Source organism: Variovorax sp., from assembly GCF_965279555.1.
GTDB lineage: Bacteria > Pseudomonadota > Gammaproteobacteria > Burkholderiales > Burkholderiaceae_C > Variovorax.
On the sequence record NZ_OZ257247.1, the window covers coordinates 4,138,371 to 4,155,499 of the forward strand.

17 protein-coding genes are annotated in these 17,129 nt (G+C 68.0%); 7 read left to right on the forward strand and 10 right to left on the reverse strand.

Annotated elements, in window-relative coordinates; all coding sequences use genetic code 11:
- Positions 1–28: 28 nt before the first annotated feature.
- From ACQY8B_RS19490 to ACQY8B_RS19520, 7 genes are all read right to left on the reverse strand, one after another.
- Positions 29–223 (reverse strand): DUF2905 domain-containing protein, encoded by a 195-nt coding sequence (locus ACQY8B_RS19490; RefSeq protein WP_056509065.1) that lies wholly within the window; start codon positions 221–223, stop codon positions 29–31.
- Between the two features lie 10 nt (positions 224–233).
- Positions 234–1,010 carry a histidinol-phosphatase gene (hisN, locus tag ACQY8B_RS19495; protein WP_422088214.1) on the reverse strand — a complete coding sequence of 259 codons (777 nt, stop codon included), beginning with the start codon at positions 1,008–1,010 and terminating at the stop codon, positions 234–236.
- A gap of 93 nt (positions 1,011–1,103) precedes the next feature.
- On the reverse strand, positions 1,104–1,973 hold the full coding sequence (locus ACQY8B_RS19500) for an ABC transporter permease (RefSeq protein WP_422088215.1): 870 nt from the start codon (positions 1,971–1,973) through the stop codon (positions 1,104–1,106).
- Complete coding sequence (locus ACQY8B_RS19505; protein WP_422088216.1) at positions 1,970–2,833, reverse strand: ABC transporter ATP-binding protein; 864 nt, start codon at positions 2,831–2,833, stop codon at positions 1,970–1,972. Before ACQY8B_RS19505 ends, ACQY8B_RS19500 begins: the two co-directional genes overlap by 4 nt.
- Before the next feature lie 59 nt (positions 2,834–2,892).
- Complete coding sequence (locus tag ACQY8B_RS19510) at positions 2,893–3,903, reverse strand: ABC transporter substrate-binding protein (RefSeq protein ID WP_409194915.1); 1,011 nt, start codon at positions 3,901–3,903, stop codon at positions 2,893–2,895.
- 20 nt (positions 3,904–3,923) lie between these two features.
- Positions 3,924–4,817, reverse strand: a complete 894-nt coding sequence (locus tag ACQY8B_RS19515) for a TauD/TfdA dioxygenase family protein (RefSeq protein WP_422088217.1) — start codon at positions 4,815–4,817, stop codon at positions 3,924–3,926.
- Positions 4,818–5,107: 290 nt separating this feature from the next.
- Positions 5,108–6,223 (reverse strand): class I SAM-dependent methyltransferase, encoded by a 1,116-nt coding sequence (locus tag ACQY8B_RS19520; RefSeq protein WP_422088218.1) that lies wholly within the window; start codon positions 6,221–6,223, stop codon positions 5,108–5,110.
- 36 nt (positions 6,224–6,259) lie between these two features.
- Here ACQY8B_RS19520 and ACQY8B_RS19525 point away from each other — a divergent pair, with 36 nt between their 5' ends.
- Positions 6,260–7,036, forward strand: a complete 777-nt coding sequence (locus ACQY8B_RS19525; RefSeq protein WP_422088219.1) for an SDR family oxidoreductase — start codon at positions 6,260–6,262, stop codon at positions 7,034–7,036.
- Positions 7,037–7,047: 11 nt separating this feature from the next.
- Positions 7,048–7,446 carry a dihydroneopterin aldolase gene (locus ACQY8B_RS19530; RefSeq protein WP_422088220.1) on the forward strand — a complete coding sequence of 133 codons (399 nt, stop codon included), beginning with the start codon at positions 7,048–7,050 and terminating at the stop codon, positions 7,444–7,446.
- Between the two features lie 15 nt (positions 7,447–7,461).
- On the opposite strand, the gene ACQY8B_RS19535 is transcribed toward ACQY8B_RS19530, so the two are convergent.
- Entirely contained in the window at positions 7,462–8,685 is a 1,224-nt protein-coding gene (locus tag ACQY8B_RS19535) for an MFS transporter (protein ID WP_422088221.1), read from the reverse strand.
- 99 nt (positions 8,686–8,784) lie between these two features.
- Here ACQY8B_RS19535 and ACQY8B_RS19540 point away from each other — a divergent pair, with 99 nt between their 5' ends.
- The 4 genes from ACQY8B_RS19540 (at position 8,785) to ACQY8B_RS19555 (ending at position 12,043) form a co-directional block, all read left to right on the forward strand.
- Entirely contained in the window at positions 8,785–9,717 is a 933-nt protein-coding gene (locus ACQY8B_RS19540; RefSeq protein WP_422088222.1) for a LysR family transcriptional regulator, read from the forward strand.
- Positions 9,718–9,778: 61 nt separating this feature from the next.
- Complete coding sequence (gene ttcA / locus ACQY8B_RS19545) at positions 9,779–10,711, forward strand: tRNA 2-thiocytidine(32) synthetase TtcA (RefSeq protein WP_422088223.1); 933 nt, start codon at positions 9,779–9,781, stop codon at positions 10,709–10,711.
- A gap of 46 nt (positions 10,712–10,757) precedes the next feature.
- The gene (locus ACQY8B_RS19550; RefSeq protein WP_422088224.1) at positions 10,758–11,378 is read left to right on the forward strand and encodes a DUF4136 domain-containing protein; all 621 of its coding nucleotides are present in this window, start codon (positions 10,758–10,760) and stop codon (positions 11,376–11,378) included.
- A 20-nt stretch (positions 11,379–11,398) separates the two neighbouring features.
- Complete coding sequence (locus ACQY8B_RS19555; RefSeq protein WP_422088225.1) at positions 11,399–12,043, forward strand: histidine phosphatase family protein; 645 nt, start codon at positions 11,399–11,401, stop codon at positions 12,041–12,043.
- A gap of 12 nt (positions 12,044–12,055) precedes the next feature.
- On the opposite strand, the gene ACQY8B_RS19560 is transcribed toward ACQY8B_RS19555, so the two are convergent.
- Positions 12,056–15,220 carry an efflux RND transporter permease subunit gene (locus tag ACQY8B_RS19560; protein ID WP_422088226.1) on the reverse strand — a complete coding sequence of 1,055 codons (3,165 nt, stop codon included), beginning with the start codon at positions 15,218–15,220 and terminating at the stop codon, positions 12,056–12,058.
- The gene (locus ACQY8B_RS19565; RefSeq protein ID WP_422088227.1) at positions 15,217–16,395 is read right to left on the reverse strand and encodes an efflux RND transporter periplasmic adaptor subunit; all 1,179 of its coding nucleotides are present in this window, start codon (positions 16,393–16,395) and stop codon (positions 15,217–15,219) included. The genes ACQY8B_RS19560 and ACQY8B_RS19565 overlap by 4 nt, the downstream gene beginning before the upstream one ends.
- A gap of 252 nt (positions 16,396–16,647) precedes the next feature.
- Between ACQY8B_RS19565 and ACQY8B_RS19570 the strand changes: the two genes are divergently transcribed.
- The gene (locus tag ACQY8B_RS19570; protein WP_422088228.1) at positions 16,648–17,106 is read left to right on the forward strand and encodes a hypothetical protein; all 459 of its coding nucleotides are present in this window, start codon (positions 16,648–16,650) and stop codon (positions 17,104–17,106) included.
- Positions 17,107–17,129 lie beyond the last annotated feature (23 nt).

Consider the following 17,129-nt stretch of genomic DNA (forward strand, 5'->3'; position numbering starts at 1 on the left):
GGTCTTCTCTCTCAGGTCAGGGGCGCCGCTACAGCAGCCGCGCGACCAGCGCCGCGATCATGCTGAGCACCACGGTGCTCGCTATCGGCAGCTGCCACTCGCGGCCGAAGGCGCGAAACTCGAAATCGCCGGGCAGCCGCCCGAACCCGAAGCGGCGCAGCCAGGCGGTCAGCCCGCTCATGAGCACCAGGGCAAGGACGACGACGATCAGCCAGCGGAACATGCCCAGGAGTCTAGGCCGAGAGCAGGGCCATCGCTTGTCGGTGAAGTTCGGGCGTTGCAGCGGCAATGACCCTTCCGTCTGACTTCAGGCCCAGCGGCTGGCCCTGCCAGTCGGTGATGACGCCGCCCGCCGCCTCGATCAGCCCGGCCGGGCCGAGGTAGTCGTAGGGCTGCAGGCCGGTCTCGACCACCAGGTCGATGGTGCCGCCCGCCAGCTGGGCGTAGCCGTAGCAGTCGCCGCCGAAGCGGCGCATCGCGCACTGGCGGCTGAGCTTGTCGAAGGCGGCCCAGTCGGCCGGCGCGAAGATGTCGGGCGAGGTGGTGACGATGCGGGCCTTGGCCACTTCGGTGCAATTGCTGGCGCGCACCGGCTGGCCATCGCGCGTGGCGCCCTTGCCAGCTTCGCCGATCCAGCGTTCCTTGAGCACCGGCATGTCGACCATGCCGAACACCACCCGCCCGCCCTGCAGCACGCCGATGAGCGTGCCCCACAGCGGCGAGCCGGTGATGAAGCTGCGGGTGCCGTCGATCGGGTCGAGCACCCAGACGCGTTCGGCCTCGAGCCGCTCGGGGCCGTGCTCTTCGCCATAGATGCCGTCGGCCGGCACGCGGGCACCGAGGATCTGGCGCATCGCCGTCTCGGCGGCGCGGTCGGCCAGCGTGACGGGGCTTTCGTCGGCCTTGGTGATGATGTCCAGCGGGGTGCGGAAGTAATGCATCGACTGGGCGGCGGCGGCATCGGCCAGCGCTTCGGCGATCGGCGAGAGGTCGGAAGAGGAAGAACTCATGGGAGAGAAGGAAACGCGTGCCAAAACCTGCGATTAGACCCGAGCCGGGGCCGCTTTGGCACGCCGGGGGCCGGCGCCTGAATCCGCCGGCTGCTAGCGCTGCTGGCCCCAGCGGCGCACCGTCAGCCGCTCCAGCGTCTTGAAGCCGAGGCTTTCGACCATCAGGCCGATCAGCACCACCATCGCCAGGCCCGCGAACACGCGGTCGGTGTAGAGCTCGTTGCGGTTCTGGAAGATGTACCACCCCAGGCCGCCCTTGCCCGACGAGGCGCCGAACACCAACTCGGCCGCGATCAGCGTGCGCCATGCAAAGGCCCAGCCGATCTTCAGCCCCGACAGGATCGACGGCAGCGCGGCCGGCACCAGTATCTGCAGCACGTAGCGCAGGCCCTTCAGCCCGTAGTTGCGCCCGGCCATGCGCAGGGTTTCGGGCACGCCCTGGAAGCCCGCGTAGGTATTGAGCGCCAGCGGCCACAGCACCGAATGGATCAGCACGAACACCAGGCTGCCCCGGCCCAGCCCGAACCACAGCAGCGCCAGCGGCAGCAGCGCGATGGCGGGCAGCGGGTTGAACATGGACGTGAGCGTGTCCAGCAGGTCGCGGCCGATCTGCGTCGACACGGCGAGCGTGGTGAGCGCAAAGGCCAGCAGCACGCCGGCCAGGTAACCCTGCAGCAGCACCGCGAGCGAGATGCGCACCTTCTCGATCAGCTCGCCGCTGGCCAGGCCCTCGAACAGCGCGCGCGCCGTGGCGGTGAAGGTGGGCAGCAGCAGATCGTTGTCCTGCCAGCGGGCGGCCAGCTCCCACAGCACGGCAATGACGACGAGGATCAGCCCCTTGCGCAGCCAGGCCTGCGACCAGATGCGCGTGCCCAGCGGCAGCGTGCGTTCGACCGGCAGTTCGGTGAAAGGCTCGAGCGTGCGCTCGTACTCGGGGCGGATGGGAGGCGTGAGGGTGCTCATGGAGCAACGGCCACTTCAGGCTCTTCCTCGAACAACATGTCGTGAATGCGCTGCGCCGTGCCTTGGAATTCAACGCTGCCCAGGCTGTCGAGCGAGAAGCCGTGGCTGTTGATCTCCGCGCGCATGCGCCCCGGATGCGGCGACAGCAGCGCGATGCGGTTGCCCACCACCAGCGCTTCCTCGATCGAATGGGTGACGAACAGCAGCGTGAAGCGCACCTCGTCCCACAGTTCGAGCAGCTCCTGCTGCATCTTGCGGCGCGTGAGCGCGTCGAGCGCGGCGAAGGGCTCGTCCATCAGCAGCACGCGCGGCTGCATCGCCAGCGCGCGGGCAATCGCCACGCGCTGCTTCATGCCGCCTGAGAGCTGGTGCGGATGCACGTCGGCGAATTTCGACAGCCCCACCTTGTCGAGGTAGTGCAGCGCGCGCTCGGCCGCTTCCTTCTTGCCGAGGGTGCGGGAGGCGAGCAGCGGGAACATCACGTTCTGCTTGACCGTCTTCCACGGCGGCAGCTGGTCGAACTCCTGGAACACGACGATGCGGTCGGGGCCGGGCTGCGTCACCCGCAGGTCTTCGAGGCGGATCTCGCCTTCGACCGGCGCAATGAAGCCGGCCACGGCCTTCAGCAGCGTGGACTTGCCGCAGCCCGATGGGCCGAGCAGCACGAAGCGGTCGGCGGCGTGGACGTCGAAGCTCACGCGGTGCGTGGCGCGCACGACGCGCTCGGGGGTGCGGTATTCGAGGCTGACGTTGTCGACCTGGAGCAGCGGTGCGTTGGCGTCTTGCTCCTTCCCTCGCTGGGGCAGGGCTGGGGTGGGGGCAGACGGCGCCTGCTTCGCCACCGCTGCGCCCGCCCCCATCCCGGCCTTCCCCCAGAGGGGGAAGGAGTCAAACCCCGAACGCACCTTCGCCGTGCTCATCAGTTCCCCGAAACATTCTGCGCATCGTCGAAGAAATAATCCTTCACCGAAGCCGGCTTGTTCCTGATCGCGCCCACCCGGTGCATGAACTCCGCCAGCGGATAGGTGTTCTGCGGCGTGGTCTTGAACTGCACTTCGGGGTTCTTGATGATCTTCAGCAGCAGCTCGCGGTCGAGCTTGGCGTTGCTCACCTTCAGATAGATGTCCGCCGCCTTCTCCGGATTGGCGGTGACGAACTTCGCCGCCTCGTCGAGTGCGTCGACAAAGGCCTTGTAGGTCTTCGGGTTCTCGCTGCGGAATTTCTCGGTCGCATAGAGCACCGTGGCCGACGAAGGCCCGCCCAGCACCTGGTACGAGTTGAGCACGATGCGCGCATTCGGATTGCCCGCGAGCTCCTGCTCCTGGAACGGCGGATTGCCGAAGTGGCCGGTGATCTCGGTGCCGCCCTTGATGATGGCCGCCGCCGCGTCGGGGTGCGGCACCGCCACGCTGATCTTGTCGAGCCGGTTGAACTCCTTGTCGCCCCACAGCTTGGCCGAAGCGAACTGCAGCACGCGTGATTGCACCGACACGCCCACGGCGGGCAGCGCGATGCGGTCCTTGTCGGTGAAGTCGGCAATGGACTTCACGTTCGGGTTGTTGGTCACCAGGTAGTACGGGAAGTTGCCCAGCGAGGCCACGCCCTTCACGTTCTGCTTGCCCTTGGTGCGGTCCCACAGCGTGAGCAGCGGCCCCACGCCGGCGCCGGCGATCTCGATGTTGCCGGACAGCAGCGCGTCGTTCACCGCCGAGCCGCCCGAGAGCTTGACCCATTCGACCTTGGCATCCACGCCCGCGGCCTTGGCGTGCTTCTCGATGAGCTTCTGCTCCTGCGCCACGTTGAGCAGCAGGTAGACGATGCCGAACTGCTCGGCGATGCGGATCTGGCCCTCGGCATGCGCGGCCAGGCTGCCGGCCAGCAGACTGAGGCCGGCGGCGAGCGCGGCGGCTTTGCGGGTGAAGCGGTTCATTGACTGTGGTCCCGGAAAAATCAGAAAGGCGTGTCGCCGACGATGGTGGTGCGGTTGAGACGGCGGCGCAGGTGGTCGGGCGTGCCTGCCGCCAGATGCATCAGCGAGCGGTTGTCCCAGAACACCAGGTCGTGTGGTGCCCACTGGTGTCGGAACACGAACTCGGGCTTCACGCTGTGCGCGAAGAGCTCGGCCAGCAGTGCGTCGCTCTCGTCCTGCGGCAGGCCGACGATGCGCGTCGTGAAATGCTCGCTGACGAACAGCGCCTTGCGGCCGGTTTCAGGGTGCGTGCGCACCACGGGCTGCACGGCGGGAGCGACCTGGTCGATCTGCGCTTGCGAGAGCTTCGGCCGCCACGGGTTCTTCGCGCGCAGCTCTTCGTACTTGGCCAGGTAGCTGTGCTCTGCCTTCATCGGCAGGATGCGCTGCTGCAGCTCGGGGCTCAGCGCCTCCCAGGCCAGATGCTGGTCGGCGAACAGCGTGTCGCCGCCCTCGCCGGGCAACTCCTGCGCATGCAGCAGCGAACCGAGGCTGGGCTTGGGCTTGTACGAAATGTCCGAATGCCAGTAGACCCCCGCGTCGCCCAGGCCGATGGGTTCGCCGTTCTCCTTGATGTTGGAGACGATCAGGATCTCCGGGTGGTTCTTCAGCTGGAACTGGTGCAGCACATGAATTTCGAGCGGGCCGAAGCGGCGGCTGAAATCGATGTGCTGCTGCGGGGTGATCTGCTGGTTGCGGAACACCAATACATGGTGGTCGAGGTGCGTGCGGTGAATGCGCGCGAAGTCTTCGGCGTTGATCGGCTTTGCGATGTCGAGGCCGATGATTTCGGCGCCTACGGGGGCGTCGAAGGGGCGCACTTCGAAGTGCTGGGCGGCGGCTTCGGGCACGCTGCTGGAAAGGACGGCAGTCATGCCTGCCAATGTAGGTTGCGGGGTGCTATTCCCAAACGAACTCTTCGTTGATAGCTTATGACTTTGGATTTTTGAGGGTGGGGGCCGGGTCTCGGCCCGGCGGCCGACCTACTTTTCTTTGCTTCGCCAAAGAAACGTAGGCAAAAGAAAGGCGACCCTGCTGTCTGCGCCGAGGAGCGGAGGGTCGCAGACAGCGGGGTCGCCTTTTCTTTGCTTACTTTCTTTTGGCGAAGCAAAAGAAAGTGAGTCGCCCGCCGGGGCGAGTCCCGGCCCCGGACAGCAATCAACACTCAAAGCGTATGACCGCGATCCCCCTCAACAAACCCCATCGCCTCCCAAGCCTCCCCCACGGCAAACCCGACAACCTTGAACAGCTCCCCCATCTCATGCTCATGGATCAGCCGCGCGGCCATCGCCCGTTCAGCAGTCGTGCCTTGCTCCATCTTCGCCAACAGCCCGCAGTTCAGCAGAAACCGCGCCTGGCTCGTATAGCCCAGCACCTCGAGCCCCGCATCCTGACCAGCAAGCGCAATCCCGGTGAAGTCCACATGCGCCGTGATGTCCTTGTAGCCCACGTCGGACAGCGGATCGCCATCGGCCTGGTGCGCGCGGTGGCACATCACCGTGCCCATGTGGCGTTGCGGGTGGTAGTACTCGGCCTCGGGAAAGCCGTAGTCGATGAGGAACGCCGCGCCTTTCTGCAGGCGGTCCGCCAGCGTCGCAATGAAAGCCTTGGCCTGCGGATGGATCTCGGTGAGGTAGTCGTGCTCGCCGGGCACTTCGACCGGCGGCCGCAGCTCGGTCGGGCGGTCCGCCCAGGCCCAGCCGTCGTCCTGCGCGTTGCGCACCACGCCGCGCTCGAACCACTGGCCGCCCACGCGCGCCAGCAACTGCACCGGCATCGCGTCGAGCACCTCGTTGCCGACGACCACGCCTTCCATGGCTTCGGGCAACTCGTTGAGCCACTCGACCCGGTCCGCATAGCGCACCAGCGCCTGCTGCTGCCGCTCACGCAGGGTGCCGGACAGGTCGACGATGCGGTAGCGCACGTCGGTGCGCCCCATTTCGTCGAGCGCATGCAGCAGTTGCACGGCCAGCGCGCCGGAGCCCGCGCCGAATTCCCACACCGTGGAGGTGCCGGTCTTCTCCAGCGCCTCGGCAACCTGCGCGGCCAGCGTCTGGCCGAACATCGGCGTGAGTTCGGGCGCGGTCACGAAGTCGCTGCCCGAAGACGGCATGTGGCCGAACTTTGCGGAGCTGTTGGCGTAGTAGCCGAGGCCGGGCGCATACAGGGCCAGCGCCATGAAGCGGTCGAACCCGATCCAGCCGCCCGCGCGCTCGACGGAACGCGCGATGAGGTGATCGAGGGCGGTGGGTAAACTGCTGGAGGTTGTCTTTGTCGTCACGGCGCCATTGTCTCTCTCCTCTCATTTCCCCTCCGCATGAGCACCGCATCCTCCTCCCCCGCCCGCCGAACCGTTCTCGTCACGGGTGCCGGCCGCAGGCTGGGCCGCGACATCGCACTGGCGCTCGCCGCCGGCGGCTGGCAGGTGGCGGTGCACTACCGCAACTCGCGCGCCGAGGCAGAGCAGACGGTGGCCGACTGCGCCGCGCTCTCGGGCGACTCGGCTCTCTTCGCCGCCGACCTCGAGGACGAGGCCGCCACGCGCGCCCTGCTGCCCCGCGTGGTCGCGCGCTTTCGCAGCGTCGACGCCGTGGTGCACAGCGCCGCGCTGTTCGAGCACGACGAGGCCGCCACATTCAGCTACGCGCTCATGGAGCGCCATGCGCGCAGCAACACCGGGGCGGCCATCCTGCTGGCGCAGGCACTGAACGAGCACGTGAGCGCGCGCGATGCGCAAGGCGCCGTCGTGCACCTGCTCGACCAGAAACTCTGGAACCCGAACCCCGACTTCCTGAGCTACACGCTCTCGAAGGCCGCGCTGGAAGCCGCCACGCCGATGCTGGCGCTGGCACTGGCGCCGCGCGTGCGCGTGGTGGGCGTGGCGCCCGGCCTCACGCTGGCGAGCCACATGCTCGACGACGACAAGTTCGCGCAGTTGCACAAGCTGTCGCCGCTGGGCCGCTCCTCCACCCCGGCCGACGTGTGCGCCACGGTGAAGTTCGCGCTGGAAAACAGCTCCATCACCGGCACCACGCTGCTGGTGGACGGCGGCCAGCACCTGATGAAATTCGAGCGCGATTTCTCGCTCATGTGAGCACCACCACCATGTCCACCCCATCTTCCCAGCCCGCGGCCACGCCCACGCAGGGCCGCCAGACACTCACCCTCCAGGGCCTGCGTTTCGACGCCAACCTGGGCATCCTCGACCACGAGAAGACGGCACCGCAACCGATCCTGGTCGACGCCGAGCTCAGCCTGGGCCCGCAGCCGCTGCTGCCGCAGGACGACGACATCTTCCACGTGCTCGACTACCGCAAGGTGCGCCGCATCATCATCGACGAGTGCACCGCCGAGCACGTCAACCTGCTCGAAAGCCTGATCGGCAAGCTGGTGCAGCGGCTGCTGCAGTTGCCCGGCGTGGTGGGCGTGCGCGTGAAGATCGCCAAGCTCGAAATCTTCGACGATTGCGAGGTGGCGATCCGCATGGAAGCCGGCCAGTGGTAGCAGGAAGAAGCAGCCTCAGGCAGCCGGGCACGCCACCGCTGGCTTGACCGGAGCCGAGGGCCACATGCGCACGGCCAGCGCGCCGAGCGCCGACAGCGCAGCCATCAGCACAACACCCGGCCAGCCCCACTGGGCCAGCACCAGGGCGCCGAGCGCGGAACCCGCCGCCATGCCGATGAATACGCCGGTGAAGAACACCGCATTGAGCCGGCTGCGCGCACCGGGGTCGATGCCGTAGACGATGGTCTGGTGCGCGATCAGCGCAGCCTGCAGGCCGAAGTCGAACCCGATGGCGCTGGCCACGATGAGCCACAGCCGCGCGGCGGGCGCCATCAGCGGCGCGAACAGCATCGCCGCGAAAGAGACCACCACCAGCGCCGCGCCCATGCGAATCACCAGCTCGGGCCCGCGACGATCGGCAAGGCGTCCGGCGATGGGCGCGGCCAGCGCACCCGCCGCACCGGCCAGGCCGAAGGCGCCGGCCGCCGCGCTGCCCAGGTGGAAAGGCGCGCCGTGCAGCATGACCGCCAGGGTCGACCAGAAGGCGCTGAAGCCGATCGACAGCAGGGCCTGCGCGAAGGTGGCGCGGCGCAGCGCGCCGTGGCGCTTCCAGAGCTTTGCCAGCGAACCCAGCAGCGCGCCGTAGCCCAGTTGCGTGGTGGGGCGCAGGTGCGGCAGGCCGCGCGCGGCGGCCACGCCGATGAGTGCGATGCTGGCCGCCGCCACGAAGAACATCGCGCGCCAGCCGAAGTGCTCGGCCACGAAGCCGCTGAGCACCCGCGACAGCAGGATACCGAGCAGCAGCCCGGTCATCACCGTGCCGACGACCCTGCCGCGATGCGCCTCGGGCGCCAAGGTGGCGGCGGCGGGCACCACGTCCTGCGCCAGCGTGGCCGACAGGCCGATGGCCAGGCTCGCCGCCAGCAGCGGCCCGACCGAAGGCGAAAGCGCCGCGCCGAGCAGGGCCAGCACCAGCACCGTGGCCTTGGCCAGGATGATGCGGCGCCGGTCGAAGCGGTCGCCCAGCGGGGCCAGCAGCAGGATGCCCAGCGCATAGCCCAGTTGCGTGAGCGTGGGCACGAAGCCCACCGAGCGCGTCGAAGCGCCGATGTCGGGCCCGAGCACGCCCAGCATGGGCTGGCTGTAGTAAAGCGCCGCCACCGCCAGGCCCGCGCTGGCAGCAAGCAGCAGGATCATCGCGTTGGACGGTCCCTCATGCGTTCTTTGAATGGAAGACATGGTGTTAACCCTTGGATTTGAAAAGCAAGGTTGGAGTGTGCGCGGCGACGCCCCCTGAAGGTAGTACCTTGCCTCGAACAATTGATATACGCTTGGCGCATGACAAAGCCGCCTCCCAGCGCCGCATCGGCCGACCGCATCGAGCTGATGCAGACCTTCGTGCGCATCGTCGAGGCCGGTTCGCTGTCCGCCGCGGCCGCGCAGCTGGGCACCACCCAGCCCACGGTGAGCCGCCGCCTGCAGGCGCTCGAGCGCTCGCTGGGCGTGAGGCTGCTGCAGCGCTCCACCCACGCCATGAAGCTGACCGAAGACGGCGAGCGCTGCTTCGACCGCGCCCGGGAGCTCATCGTGAGCTGGAACGCCTTCGAGGCCGAGGTGCGCGGTGCCGGCGACCAGCCCGAGGGACGGCTGCGCGTGGTGGCGCCGCATGTGTTCGGGCAGCAGTTGCTGGTCGGGCCGCTGGCCGCCTACCTGCACCGCTATCCGCAGACGACCGTCGAATGGCTGCTGCACGACGGCCCGCAGGACCGCACGCCCGACTTCATCGCCGAGGGCGTGGACTGCGCCATCCGGGTCGGCGAGGTGACGGACCCGTCGGTTGTGGCGATCCGGCTGTCCGAAGTGCCGCGCATCGCGATCGGCGCGCCCGCTCTCCTGGGCAACGGCCCGCCGCCGGTGCACGCCCGCGACCTGGAGGCCCTGCCCTGGCTGGCCGCGCTCAATTTCTACCGCACCGAGGTCGTGCTGACCCACGAGACCACCGGCGAGGTGTACCGGGTGCAGATCCGCCCGCGCATGATCACCGACAGCCTCAACGCCCTGCGCAGCGCGGCCGTGCTGGGCGTGGGTGTGGGCGTGCTGTCGACCTGGATGCTGGCCGAGGAGCTTGCGGCCGGCCGGCTGGTGCACCTGGCGCCGCAATGGCAGGCCGCGCATGCGCCGGTGTACATGGTGTACCCGTACGCGCGCTTCTACCCGGCGAAGCTGAGGCTCTTCGTGGAGGCGATGCGCACCGCCTTTCCCGCCGCGTAGCGTGTGGAATGGGGATCGGGGACAATCACCCCCTCCCCCGACTCCCCGAAGTAGCCTGCCCATGAACGCCGTCTGGATCGACGAGGCGCCCGCCGCCGCCGACGCCACTGCCAATTCCCTCAAGATCGAACGCGAGACGCACAAGCTCGAGAAGCGCCTGTGCCGCCAGGTCGGGCAGGCCATCGTCGACTACAACATGATCGAGGAGGGCGACAAGGTCATGGTGTGCGTCTCGGGCGGAAAAGACAGCTACGCGCTGCTCGACATCCTGCTCAAGCTGAAGGCGCGCGCGCCCATTCACTTCGACATCGTGGCGGTCAACCTCGACCAGAAGCAGCCCGGCTTTCCCGAAGAGGTGCTGCCCAAGTACCTGAGCGAGCTGGGCGTGGACTTCCACATCGAGAACCAGGACACCTACAGCATCGTCAAGCGCGTCATTCCGGAGGGCAAGACCACCTGCGGCCTGTGCAGCCGGCTGCGCCGCGGCATCCTGTACCGCGTGGCCGACGAGCTGGGCGCCACCAAGGTCGCGCTGGGCCATCACCGCGACGACATGCTGCAGACCTTCTTCCTCAACATGTTCTTCGCCGGCAAGCTCAAGAGCATGCCGCCCAAGCTGGTGAGCGACGACGGCAAGCACATCGTGATCCGCCCGCTGGCCTACGTGGCCGAAAAAGACACCGTGCGCTGGGCCCAGCACCGCGAGTTCCCGATCATTCCGTGCACCCTGTGCGGCAGCCAGGAAAACCTGCAGCGCAAGCAGGTCGGCGAAATGCTGCGCGAGTGGGACAAGAAGTACCCCGGCCGCGTCGAGAACATGTTCACCGCGCTGCAGAACGTGGTGCCTTCGCACCTGCTCGACGGAACACGGCACGATTTCAAGGGTCTCAAGGCGACTGGCGTGGCGGATGACGACGGCGACAAGGCCTTCGACACGCCGTCCTTCGACTTGCTCTCCCAGGCACCCTCAGCACTGCGCATCGTCCAGGGCTGACCGGGCAACCCAGGGGAATTTTGGGCAGCCTTGCCCGGAGACCCTCATGAAACGCGCGCTCTCTGCTCTTCTTCTCATAGCAAGCCTGACCGGCTGCGCCACCTCCTGGGTGGTCGACAGCAACGTGAAGAGCTTCTCTTCCCTCGGCACGGTGCCGCCCGGTGCCACTTACCGCTTCGACCGCCTGCCCTCGCAGCAGGCCGACGGCGCCCGGCAGGATTCGCTCGAAGCCATGGCAGGCGCCGCGCTCGACAAGGTCGGCCTGCGCCGCGACGACGCCCATCCCCAGTACAACGCGCAGATCGGCGCCCGCGTGACGGCCGGCCTCTCGCCCTGGGCCGACCCTTGGCTCTACGACGGCCCCTGGGGCTACGGCTGGGGCGGTGGCTACGGCTACTACGGGCGCCGCTGGTACGGCGGCGGCTGGTATGGCGGGCCGGCGTTCGCACCGCCGGCCAACCCCTGGTATGAACGCGAGGTGAGCATCGTGCTGCGCGAGGCGGGCTCCAACCGCGTGGTCTACGAGACCCGCGCGCGCAACGACGGCCCCTACACCTCGAGCGCGGCCATCCTGCCTGTGATGTTCCAGGCCGCGCTGCAGGGCTTTCCGAACCCGCCGCAGGGCGAGCGCCGGGTGAACATCGAGCTGTCGACGGCCCGGAAGTAGCGCCTTCTAGAATCCCGCGGATGGAAGAAGCCACCCGTCTGATCGCCGTTCGCCACGGCGAAACCGCCTGGAATGTCGACACCCGCATCCAGGGCCACATCGACATCGGGCTCAACGCCACGGGGCTCTGGCAGGCGCAGCGTGCAGGCGCGGCGCTGGCCGACGAGCCCATCGGCGTCGTCTACGCCAGCGACCTGTCGCGCGCCTGGCAGACCGCCCAGGCCATCGCCGAGCCCCACGGCCTGGCCGTGCAACCCGAGCCGCGCCTGCGAGAACGGGCCTTCGGGAACATGGAAGGCCTGAGCTTTGCCGAGATCGAGGCCACGCTGCCCGCACAGGCCAAGCGCTGGCGCGAGCGCGACCCCGAGTTCGAGCCCGAAGGCGGAGAAAGCCTGCTGACTTTCCGCGACCGCGTGACCGGCGTGGCCGCCGAACTGGCGGCGCGCCATCCGGGCGAACTGGTCGTGCTGGTGGCGCACGGCGGCGTGATGGACGTGCTCTACCGCGCCGCCACCCGTCAGGAACTGCAGGCGCCACGCACCTGGCAGCTGGGCAACGCGGCCATCAACCGCATGCTGTGGACGCCCGAGGGCTTCAGCCTCGTGGGCTGGAGCGACACCGCCCACCTGGCGGTGGGCGGCACGCTGGACGAAACGACGACCTGAGCCGCGCGCGCCTCAGGCGTGCGAGGCGGCGTGACCGCCCGCTGCAGCTTCGACCTTGGCCTCTCCCGGCAGATCGACCATCGGCCCCGTGCCGCTGTAGCGGTCCAGCGCCAGGTAGATGGCCGGCGTGATGTACAGCGTGATCACCTGCGAGAAGATCAGCCCGCCCACCACCGCCACGCCCAGCGGCTGGCGCAGCTCGGCACCGGCGCCCAGGCCCAGCGCGAGCGGCAGCGCCCCCATCAGCGCAGCCAGCGTGGTCATCAGGATCGGGCGGAAGCGCAGCCGGCAGGCTTCGCGGATCGCCTCCACCGGGCTCAGGCCTTCGGTGCGCTGCGCGTCGAGCGCGAAGTCGATCAGCATGATCGCGTTCTTCTTCACGATGCCGATCAGCAGCAGGATGCCGATGGTGGCGATCAGCGTCAGGTCGAAGCCGAAGAGCTTCAGCGAAATGAGCGCGCCCACCGCCGCCGAGGGCAGCCCCGCCAGGATGGTGATCGGGTGGATGTAGCTCTCGTACAGCACGCCCAGCAGCACGTAGATGACCAGCACCGCCAGCACCAGCAGCACCGCCTGGCTCGACTGCGAGCTCTGGAACACCGCCGCGTCGCCGCCGTAGGTGGTGATGATCGACTGCGGCATCTTCAGCTCGTCCTTGAACTGGTCGATCTTCGCCGTCGCGTTGCCCAGCGGCACGTCGGGGCCGAGGTTGAACGACACCGTCACCGCCTGCAGCTGCCCCTGGTGGTTGACCGAGGTCGGCCCCACGGTGCGCTTCACGGTCGAGAAGGCCGACAGCGGCACCAGCTTGCCGGTGGTGCTGCGTACCGACAGCCGGGAGACGTCTTCCTCGAACTGTCGGTCATTGTCGGCAGCCGAAAGAATCACTTGGTAGGTGTTGCTGGCGCCGTAGATGCTGCCGATCTGGCGGTCGCCGTAGGCGTTGTAGAGCGCGGTGCGCAGGTCGCCCACCGCCACGCCCAGCACGCCGGCCTTGTCGCGGTCAATGTCGAGCGTGGCCTGCAGGCCGCGGTTCTGCGAGTCGCTGGTGACGTCGCGGAACGCCGGGTCGGCCCGCATGCGCTCCATGAGTTTCGTCGACCAGGGCACCATCTCGCCCGCGTTCACGCTCTGCAGCGTGTACTGGAAGCGCGCCTTGCTCTGGCGCCCGCCCAGGCGCAGGTTCTGCACCGGCTGCATGTAGACGGCAATGCCCGGGATCTCGCGGAAGCGCTGGCGCAGCGATTCGAGCACCTTGCCCATGGCCGGACGCTCGCCGCGGGCCTTGAGCACCGCGAACAGGCGGCCCGAATTCTGCGTGGCCGTGGGACCGCCCACGCCGACGAAGGAGCTGACGTAGTCGACGCTCGGGTCGGCCTGCAGCGCCTCGGCCACGCGGTCTTGCAGCGCCTTCATGGCGGTGAACGAAATGTCCTCGGCCGCCTCGGTCGTGATCTGGATCTGGCCGATGTCTTCTTCCGGGAAGAAGCCCTTGGGGATGGTCGCGAACAGCCAGCCGGTGACGACGAAGGTCAGCCCCGCCATCAGCAGCATCAGCTTGCGGTGGCCCAGCGTCCAGTCGAGCGAGCGCATGTAGCCGCCGTGCACCGAGCGGTAGCCGCGCTCGAAGGCACGGCCGATGGCGGTGCCGGGCTCGGGGTGCTCTTCTTCGTGGTCGATCGCGCCTTCCTTGCGCGGCACCTGCTTGAGAAGGCGGCTCGCGAGCATCGGCACCAGCGTGAGCGACACCACGGCAGACACCAGCACCGCCAGCGCCACCACGACCGCGAACTCGTGGAACAGCAGGCCGATCACGCCCGGCATGAAGAAGATCGGGATGAACACGGCCACCAGCGAGATCGAGATCGACACGATGGTGAAGCCCACCTCGCGCGCGCCGCGCAGCGCCGCCGCGAACGGGTCCATGCCCTTTTCGACGTAGCGCATGATGTTCTCGAGCACCACGATGGCGTCGTCCACCACCAGGCCCACGGCCAGCGTGATGCCCAGCAGCGAGATGTTGTCCAGGCTGTAGCCGAAGGCGTAGAGCAGCGCCACCGCGCCGATCAGCGAGATGGGAATGGTCGCGGCCGGAATGAGCGTGGCCACCAGCCGGTGCAGGAACAGGAAGATCACCAGCACCACCAGCGCGATGGTGCCCAGCAGCGTGAGCTGCACGTCGTGCACGGCTTCGCGGATCGACAGCGAGCGGTCGTTCACCATCTGGATCTCGACCGACTGCGGCAGCTCGGCCTTGAAGCGCGGAATGAGCGCGCGCACCGCGTCCACCACCTGCACGGTGTTGGCATTGGGCTGGCGCTGCACGGCGAGCGAGATGGAGTCTTGCCCGTTGAAGCTGCTGGCGGTCTTGACCGACTCGAAGCTGTCTTCGATGGTCGCCACTTCGTCGAGCCGCACCGGCGAGCCGTTGCGCTGGCCGACGATGAGCTTGGCGAAGTCGGCCGCCTTCATGAGCTGGCGGTTGGCCTGGATGGTGAGCGTCTGGCGCGGGCCGTCGAGCACGCCCACCGGCGTGTTGGCGTTGGCCGAGTTCACCGCCTTGGCGAGTTCGTCGAGCGTGATGTTGCGCGCATTGAGCAGGTCGGCGTTGGCCTTGATGCGCACCGCAAAAGCCTTGCGGCCGTACACGCCCACCTGCGCCACGCCGTCGATGGTCGAGAGCGTGGGCGAGATCAGGTTCTCGGCGTAGTCATTGAGCTCCGACGGGTTCATCGACGGCGAGATCAGCGCGATGAACAGCACCGGCGCATCGGCCGGGTTGACCTTTCGGTACGAGGGCAGCTGCGTCAGTTCCTGCGGCAACTGGCGCTGTGCGCGCAGCAGTGCGGCCTGCACGTCGACGGCGGCGGCATCGATGTCGCGGCTGCTGACGAACTCGAGCGTGAGCGAGGTCACGCCCTGCGTGTTCACCGAGCTGATGGTCTGCAGGCCCGGGATGGTCGAGAACTGCTTCTCGAGCGGCAGCGCCACCGACGACGCCATGGTGTCCGGGCTAGCGCCCGGCAGTTGCGCGTTGACGTTGATGACCGGCGTGTTGTAGCTGGGCAGCGCGGCAACGGGAATGCTGAAGTAGGCAAAGATGCCGATGACCACCACGGCGGCGGACAGCAGCACCGTCATTGCAGGACGACGGATGCAGAGCTCCGAAATGTTCATGCTCTTTCCTGCTTCGGCGGCTTGATGTCGGTGCCGTCCGAAGACGCGGCGCTGCCGGGCGTGACGCCCGTGGTGCCCTTGGCCGGGGACTCGGGAGCCCCGGGCGCCGCGGCCGGCGGCTTCGCATCGACGCGGACCTTGCCGCCCGGGCGCACGTTCTGGCTGCCCTCGATCACCACCTGCTCGCCGGGTTCCACGCCGCTGACAGCCACCTTCGTGCCGAAGGTGTACAGCGCCTTGACCTTGCGGCGCGTGGCGGTCTTGGCTTCATCGACCACATAGAGCGACGTGCCGTCGGCCAGCATCATCAGCGCCGCAGCGGGCACCACCGTGGCGCCGTTCAGCGTGCGCACCGTGATGCGGGTGCCGACGAACTGCCCCGGCCACAGGCCCTGGTCGGCATTGGCGAACACCGCCTTGGCGCGCACCGTGCCGATCAGCGGATCGACCGTGTTGTCGACGAAATCGAGCGTGCCGGCCAGCGGCTCCTTGCGGCCGGTGACGACCGCCTCGACCTTAGAGCGCGAACGCGCGGCCTCCAGCAGGTCCTGCAGATTGCCTTCGGGCACCGGGAAGCTCACCGCGATCGGGTCGAGCTGCGTCACCGTTACCAGCGACAGCGTCGGCTGCACCAGCGTGCCCGGATAGATGTTGACGGCGCCGATGCGCCCGGCAATGGGCGCGCGCAGGGTGGCGTAACCCAGCGCCACCTGGGCCGACTGCACGGCGGCGCGGTCGGCGGCCACGGCGGCGCGCTGCGCTTCGAGTTGCGACAGCGTGGCGTCGGCGGCGCTCTTGGCGATGAAGTTCTGCGCCACCAGGTCCTGGCTGCGCCTGTACTGGCGCTCGAGGTCGGCCAGCGTGGCCTCGTCCTTCTGCTGCTGGGCCCTGGCGCGCGCCAGGTTGGCCTGGTCGTTGCGGTCGTCGAGCGTGAAGAGCAGTTGCCCCGCCTTGACGAACTGGCCTTCCTTCACGTGCACCGCGCTCACCGTGTTCGTTACCTGCGGGCGCAGGTCGACGCTGTTGAGGGAGACCACGCTGCCGTTGACCTGCACGGTCACCGGCACGTCCTGCTTCTGGGCGGTGGCCAGCGTCACGAGCGCGGGTGCGCCGTTCGCGCCGGGCGCGCCACCGCCGGCCTTGGCACTTTTCGCGGCCGGCTTGTCTGCGGACATGCTCCACCAGCCGCCTGCGACAGCTACGATCAACACGCCCGCAAGGGCGACAGCGACATTTTTTTTCATGGGGTTCTTGTGCACTTTGGGCTGACAACGACTATTGGATCAGCGGTCGTGCCACGGTGGTCACGGGCACCGTAAAGAAATGTAAAGCAAGTCAACCCGAAGCCCGAACACCAACCTGCTGCCGACCGGCCCGAGGAACACCCCTCGTTAAAATCCCCGGTCCACAGCCTCTGGATAAACCCCATGAACCGCTGCAAGAACCCCACGAATGCTCTCACTTTCATAGCGCTCTGCGCACTCGTCGCAGGCGCTGCCGGCGGTTTCCCTCTCGCAGCCAGCGCCCAGGACGAAGTCCCCCGGCCGCAGACGCAAAACGAATCGCTGGTCGGCGGCCGCAACTTCCCCATCGGCACGCTGCGCGGCAAGTTCATGGTCACCAATGCGCCCGACGTCGAACTCGACGGCAGGCCCGACCGGCTGGGCGCCGGCGCGCGCATCCGCAGCGCGCAGAACATGCTGGTCATGCCCGGCGCCATCATTGGCCAGAAGTACCTGGTCAACTACACGCGCGACGCCGCCGGGCTGCTGCGCGAGGTCTGGATCCTCACGCCCGACGAAGCCTCGGCCAGCCGCGAATCGCTGAACAAGCCGTTCCTGAACATCTGGCCGTTCACCTCGAACGACACCGTCAACACGCAATAAGCCCAGGCGGCGCGACGCCTTCT